This is a genomic window from Paenibacillus sp. Y280 (assembly GCF_056786335.1).
The window spans coordinates 149,831-156,140 of the sequence record NZ_JBXCIW010000013.1 but is presented as its reverse complement, the minus strand read 5'-3'; the positions used below and the strand labels follow the sequence as shown (position 1 = coordinate 156,140).

The following is a 6,310-nucleotide window of genomic DNA, read 5'->3' as shown; positions in this document are numbered from 1 at the left end:
GAGAGCAAGGGTTCTGTTTTGAGTTACCCTGAAACAGCTGAATTTGGCTATTGGGTCAGATTGGAAGATGATCCATGTGCCATACGGTTGAGATTACTGAGGTGTCACGGATTCAGGATGAAGTTTTCAAAAAATATAAGTTTATTTATTTTATTTTTTTGGTAGCCTAATACCTTAAGTGTTGCAAGCTCACGATTCCTTTCATAAATGTTTATTGAAGATATCGTATAAATGGCGCCGAAGGAGAGTATACCGGCACAAATGATAAACATGATAAATACAAAACTGTTTTGTTCCAAAATATATTGAGCTGATTTCTTTAGATCATCCTTATCTGTAATAGTATCTACGTGAGGATCTTGTTCAAATAAGCTGCGAGCGCTTATAAGATCCGCAGAGCTATTTGCTTCAACTAAAATCGAGGTTGGATTGTAGTCGATGTCAAGGCTCTGTAAATAGTCCGGTGTGGAATAAAACGACGGATACGAATACTGTGTAGATATTTTTAAAACCTTCATATCTACAGATTTATTTTTAAGCTCCGGTGCTGTGAACTTTATTTTTATTACTTCCCCTTCTGAAATACGGTATTTGTCGGCGTAAGACTTGGGTACTAGCACACCGTTATTTTCTAATGATATTCTATTGTCATTTTCGTCAAAGAAATGAATGAGACTGTTTTCTTTTTCAGTAACAACTAGAGTAGCATTTTCTTTTTCATCATCTTGTATGAATTCAACAGGGAAGGTGGATAACAAAAAGCTGTTTTTAATACCAGCGGGTAGTTTTATCGTATCTGAAGCTGATCCCATCGAATAATCTACTCTTAGATCATAGGAGTAAACATCTTCTATTTGGTCAGCTACTTTTAGCAAGGACGCTCCAGTGCCAAAAGCAGTTATCAATAAAACAGTGCTTACAACAACACCAGTTGAGGTAGCTAAAGCTTTTTGTTTATTTAATAATATATTTCTCAAAATGAGTTTGTAGCTGTAGGGAATATGACTCCATAGACCCGGAACTCTTTCTATTAATAGCTTTTTCATCTTCTTTGGCGGTTTAGGACGCATAGCTTGAGCCGCATGTTCTTTTAAAATGGTTCTACCGCTTAAGTAGCATGACAGAAGTCCAAAAGCACTGGAGAATATGACGGGAGGAATGATCGAATAAAAAGAAAGCGTGAATCTAATGTCAGGCAGAGAGTAAGCCCTTGCATTTGATGCAGTTATTAATGGTACAAATACAAGAGCGGCAATGATACACCCTAAGATGGAACCTATTATACCTACCAGCACAGGGAATCCCATGTAATGAAGCATGATGCTTCTGTCTTTTACACCCAAAGCCTTCATAATACCTACTTGATTTCTTTGAGAATCAATAATCCTCGACATGGCAAGAAATAGGATAATCGCTTCAATCACAAAGAAAACGAAAGGTATAACCTTGCTCATCAAGTTATTATTTTGAATCGTTGCATTTATTTGGGAATAATTGAAAGTACGTTCTTTGCTTACTTGGTTTAAATAAGCAAGCTGTTTTTGTTTGGATTGCGCTTCAATTGATTTACCTATTTGGTCAATATCGTAACCTTCTTTAGCATCAATCATGATTTCATTATAGTAAAAGTCGCCTGCGATCTCAGGTATTGTCTCTTCGGCCATATAAGCTATACCGTAGGCTTTATGGTCTTGGATATCGTTCTTTTTTGTATGTTCTACATTCTCTCCCAAGCCGCTAATTTTAAGCTGAATCATTCTTTCATTTGCGCTTATACGGATTTGATCACCGACACGGTATTGATGCTCTTTCGCATAATGGGAATCTAATACGATCTCACCCTTTTTTGACGGAATACTCCCCTCAATCATAGTAAGCGTGTTTATTTCATTTTTTACAGGGATCGAATGAATTTTTAATGATGCTTTATAATCATCAAAGGCTTGCGCGACATCAAGGGTATAACGTCCTTCAATTTTATTTACACCTTCAATTTCGTTTAAACCCGCCACATCTTTTTTGGAAATTTGACTGTAATACACATTTAAGTCGAATAAATTATGTTCATTAAAGTAAACCTTCGAATATGCGCTAAGATTATCACTATAAGTTACCAGCCCCGCATAGAAAAAAGCTCCTACTGCGATAACCAAAACAAGGGCTATAAATTGCCCTATAGATTTTTTTATATCCCTTATTGATTTCAAAAATAATTTCATTATCACCACTCAATCCCTTCAACACTTTGTTTAACATCATTAATCGTAACGCTTTCTATCTTTCCGCTTTTAACCTTAATAATTTTGTCAGCCATAGGAGCAATAGCGGAATTATGCGTGACCAAAACGACGCACTTTTTCGTTTCCTTGTTCAAATCTTGAAGAAGCTTTAAGACGACTTACCTGTAACATAATCCAATGCTCCGGTTGGTTCATCACAAAGTAAGAGTGAAGGATTTTTTGCAACAGCTCTAGCTATAGCAACTCTTTGTTGTTCTCCTCCAGAGAGCTGGGAAGGGAAGTTTTTGATACGATTCTTTAATCCGACTTTGGATAAAATATCTTTAGCATCCAGATGGTTTTTACATACTTCAGCGGCAAATTCAACATTTTCAAGAGCGTTTAAATTCGGAATCAGGTTATAGAATTGAAATACAAAGCCAACTTTCTCACCGCGATATTGTGTTAATTTTCTTTCGTTTAATCTTGTTATTTCTTGATCACCAACAAATACTTGACCTGAGGAAGCCGTATCCATGCCGCCAAGTATATTCAAAATCGTACTTTTACCGGCACCGCTTGCGCCTAAAATAACGACGAATTCCCCCTCTGATATGGAAAAATCAACTCCATCCAGCGCCTTGATTGGCACTTCTCCGATTTTGTATTCTTTCGATACTTCTTTGAATTCGATTAACTTCTTCACTTATTACATCTCCTAAATATCGTATTTTTTGATATGTAAGACCGAAGAACAACATGAACCCCGTCAGTATGGCCAAACTGACAAACGGAATCCCACCCGCTTAGCTGCGGATGCATCATCGCCTCCCTTCCTTCTTCTTCTATTTCTGGATCAATGTTACTAGTTTGGTGTTAAGCTGATTATACGTAATGCTAAAGAATGAAAAAACCTTCCCGAAACTCTCCTACAGCTGGACCAAAGTCGGGTTCCTTCCCTAGGGGGTACGACTTGCATTAGCTCGTCTTTCCATCATGGGATGTCCGAATCTTTGATCGAATAGCTGACGAAGCGAATTCAAAGAGGACTTTTAGCGGTAGCTTTAGACGCCGTGCTCCTATATTAGATGTATTCCTTCGAAGTCTACTCACTTCACTACGTCCGCGCGGACTGAACCCTGGGGTCCGCCTCTTCTTGGGCTCAACCAAACACAAAAAACACGCCTGATTCGGCGTGTTTAAAATTTGTGTTTGGTGGAGGAGCCTAGAGGGATACAGCTCGTACTAACTCGCTTACCCATCACGGGATGTCCGAATCTTCGATCAAATGGCTGACGAAGCGAATTCAAAGAGGACTTTCAGCGGTAGATTCAGACGCCGTTCTCGTCCGTTTGGAGTTATTTCTTCGAAGTTTCCCTTCCCACTCCCTGTGCGCGGACTAAACACCTGACCTCATCGCTGTTAGCGATGCGCTCTCCCACCATTGGGTATTTCACTACCATAGGTATGAACTTACTCAAAAAGATGGGGTAGTTCGTCTGCATATAAGAATACTACTGCAATAGCTATCACAAGATTCAATAAGGCCGGTATCATTTTTCCTATCGATGTTTGACTCTGAAATGCGAAAGGCACGCCAATAGCATCATAATGACTATTAATATTCCCGTCCAAGTGGCAATCCCTGGATACAGTAGCCGCTAATGAGTCCAATGCCTCCAACAATTTGAACATAACCCGTAATGACGCAGAACCAATGCCGAAGATTAATCGAATCAAACAGTTCAATTTGATGCTTGGCTCCTGCAATATTGCTCCCGCCAAAGAATGTCATCGAAAAAAGCAGCCAACTTTGAAGAACGATGGATATAAAAAAGCTCCAGCATATATCGCTGGAGCTAACTAATAAATTACATAAAAGTAGTATTGGTGCTATTAAATATCCCCATCCGACCCTGTATCCGGAGTAATCCATTGCAATCCGTCATAAAGTGACCATTCTCCATCTTTATTAGATATTTGGATATGAAAATCAGTTTCTCCTGATGATGCTGCACTTAATCCTAAGAAGGACAGATTAGCCTTGTAAAATTCATATTGAGGAAGATTTTTTATTTCTATTGGTTCATCTTTTTCATATTTAGATATAATATCATCAATCTTTGCTTTAAGTTTTTCTTTTGCTGTATTATCCGCAAAAAACTCCTCAACAGTTAGGCCTTCACTGGTGGCTATTTCACTCCAATACTGCTTATTTAAATCCCTTCCTTCTTCCTCTGACAGAACTTTCCCTGTTGATTTCTCTATCCCTGCTTCATATACTTCTGGTGCTGGCGCTGAAACTAGAACGTACGTGACATTATCCCATGCAGTATCTCCAAATAATGATTGAACATAATTATGTTGTTCCTTTAATTTCTCTGAAAGATCCATATTTTCGGAAGACTTAAAACCCTCTTTTTCCGCTTCTTCTAACGTTTTTTGATCTCTATTAAATACTGACTCTGTATCAACCATACCTATTGGTACATTTGGATACTTATTAATTAATTCTGCGAATTTTTGGTTTTTCATAAGATCAATATACATTTTCACTACATCATCAGCTGTTGGTGTTTTCGTTTCACTAGATGGGGATTCTCCCTCTACGTTCGCCCCCCCCACGCTCTGTCCTAGTAGTGTATTTCGATTTATAATATAGAATAGAGAACCTATACAGATTACAATTAGAAGAAACACAGGAATTAAAAGTTTTAGTCTCTTAACCATTCATATTCCTCCTATACATTAAATCACTAGCGTTGCATTAATGTTCTCTGAATTTTCATAACTTTCTGTCTTATCTTAACTTGCGCATAAAAAAATCCTTTACAATATATATGGTAGGTATCCCTGTCCATAATCCACTGAAAAAGATCATCTCATGGACAAGCATATGCTATTTTCTTCGTTTGGTAAATGGTTATCGCCAATATGTACGAGAACGTTCACAGATCGGGTGTCTGAAACCCGGCAAGATAAATACACGAAAAAGTTAACGACATCTGCGTACTTAAAGCTGTTCTTGCATGTACATTTACAAGGCAGAGAAGGACTTCGGCATATCGCTGACGATGTGCTCAGTAAGGCATTTCAAGAGGAACTTGGGCTCACATCGATTTCGGCAGCTCAGCTCAGCGTAAGCACAAACAGGTGAAGCCAGAGTTGCTCCAGCAGGTGTTCGAGCGTCTCGTCAAACGGGTTTTTGCGACATACCACGCCCCGACTCATCGCCATTCGATCAAGATTATTGACTCGTCAACGGTGGTCCTATGCTTGCAAAAGTACAAATGGGCAACGTTTCGCAAGACGAAGGCGGGCATCAAACTCCATATGCGATTGGCATTTGTCGGCGAACATGAAGTTATACCGAATAAGGCGACGATCACGGCTGCTAAGAAGAAAGACCGCACCCAGCTTGATGAGCTTGTCGATGAATCAGGCGTCACTTATGTGTTTGACCGTGGCTAAATCGACTATGCAGCATTCGATCGCTACTGCGAAAGCGGCATTTCTTTCGTCACTCGGCTCAAGAACAACGCTTGCTTGGAGCCACTTGAATTTCTTGAAATCAAGGCAGAAAGCAGGGTCAGCGAAGACGTCATCGTACGTGTAGGATCAAAGCAGAAGAAAATGAAACACAAGCAGCGGATTGTTCAAACCGAAGACTCGCAAGGCAATCTGCTGTTTCTGGTTACGGATCGATTCGATCTCTCTTGTGACGAAATTAGCGACATGTATCGAAGTCGCTGGGCGATTGAAACGTTCTTCAAGTGGATGAAGCAACATCTGCGGATCAAGCATTTTCACGGCCAAAGTGATCGTGCCGTGCACAACCAGATTTGGATCGCACTGATCGCCTTCTGCTTGCTCTTGCTCGTTAAGCTAGAGACAAAAGTTGACCATAGCTTGTTGCAACTGAGTCGCTGGCTGACGAAATTATTGTGGCAGCCTTACGCCGAGTGGCTCCAGCGGATGAAGCAGAAACCGAGTCGAATATCTTTAGGGAGACGACGAAGACTGACCGTCGACTGATCGACAAGCGCAGCTGTTATTTACTCATGTGAACATATTTGTATAATTAATCCAAA

Annotated in this window: 4 protein-coding genes and 2 pseudogenes; 2 read left to right on the top strand and 4 right to left on the bottom strand. The window is 39.7% G+C overall.

Annotation, left to right across the window (positions count from 1 at the left end; genetic code table 11):
* Window positions 1-104 precede the first annotated feature (104 nt).
* The 4 genes and pseudogenes from AC1TPC_RS17800 to AC1TPC_RS17785 all read right to left on the bottom strand — a co-directional run bounded on the left by AC1TPC_RS17800 (window position 105) and on the right by AC1TPC_RS17785 (window position 4,949).
* Window positions 105-2,219: an ABC transporter permease gene (locus tag AC1TPC_RS17800; RefSeq protein ID WP_482068144.1), complete on the bottom strand. Its 2,115-nt coding sequence runs from the start codon at window positions 2,217-2,219 to the stop codon at window positions 105-107.
* A gap of 2 nt (window positions 2,220-2,221) precedes the next feature.
* Window positions 2,222-2,925 (bottom strand): annotated as a pseudogene (locus AC1TPC_RS17795) (ABC transporter ATP-binding protein).
* Window positions 2,926-3,837: 912 nt separating this feature from the next.
* Window positions 3,838-4,014 (bottom strand): DoxX family protein, encoded by a 177-nt coding sequence (locus AC1TPC_RS17790; protein ID WP_482068143.1) that lies wholly within the window; start codon window positions 4,012-4,014, stop codon window positions 3,838-3,840.
* A 101-nt stretch (window positions 4,015-4,115) separates the two neighbouring features.
* Window positions 4,116-4,949 (bottom strand): hypothetical protein, encoded by an 834-nt coding sequence (locus AC1TPC_RS17785; RefSeq protein WP_482068142.1) that lies wholly within the window; start codon window positions 4,947-4,949, stop codon window positions 4,116-4,118.
* 154 nt (window positions 4,950-5,103) lie between these two features.
* Here AC1TPC_RS17785 and AC1TPC_RS17780 point away from each other — a divergent pair, with 154 nt between their 5' ends.
* Window positions 5,104-5,376, top strand: coding sequence for a DUF4372 domain-containing protein (locus AC1TPC_RS17780; protein ID WP_482068141.1), 273 nt, complete (start codon window positions 5,104-5,106; stop codon window positions 5,374-5,376).
* Window positions 5,373-6,254 (top strand): annotated as a pseudogene (locus AC1TPC_RS17775) (IS4 family transposase). Before AC1TPC_RS17780 ends, AC1TPC_RS17775 begins: the two are co-directional and overlap by 4 nt.
* The last annotated feature ends 56 nt before the right edge of the window (window positions 6,255-6,310 follow it).

What these genes read in the sequence shown, in the direction of transcription:
- AC1TPC_RS17785 (WP_482068142.1), bottom strand. Translation starts at nt 4,949, where the DNA reads ATGGTTAAGAGACTAAAACTTTTAATTCCTGTGTTTCTTCTAATTGTA.
- AC1TPC_RS17790 (WP_482068143.1), bottom strand. Translation starts at nt 4,014, where the DNA reads ATGACATTCTTTGGCGGGAGCAATATTGCAGGAGCCAAGCATCAAATT.
- AC1TPC_RS17780 (WP_482068141.1), top strand. Translation starts at nt 5,104, where the DNA reads ATGGACAAGCATATGCTATTTTCTTCGTTTGGTAAATGGTTATCGCCA.
- AC1TPC_RS17800 (WP_482068144.1), bottom strand. Translation starts at nt 2,219, where the DNA reads ATGAAATTATTTTTGAAATCAATAAGGGATATAAAAAAATCTATAGGG.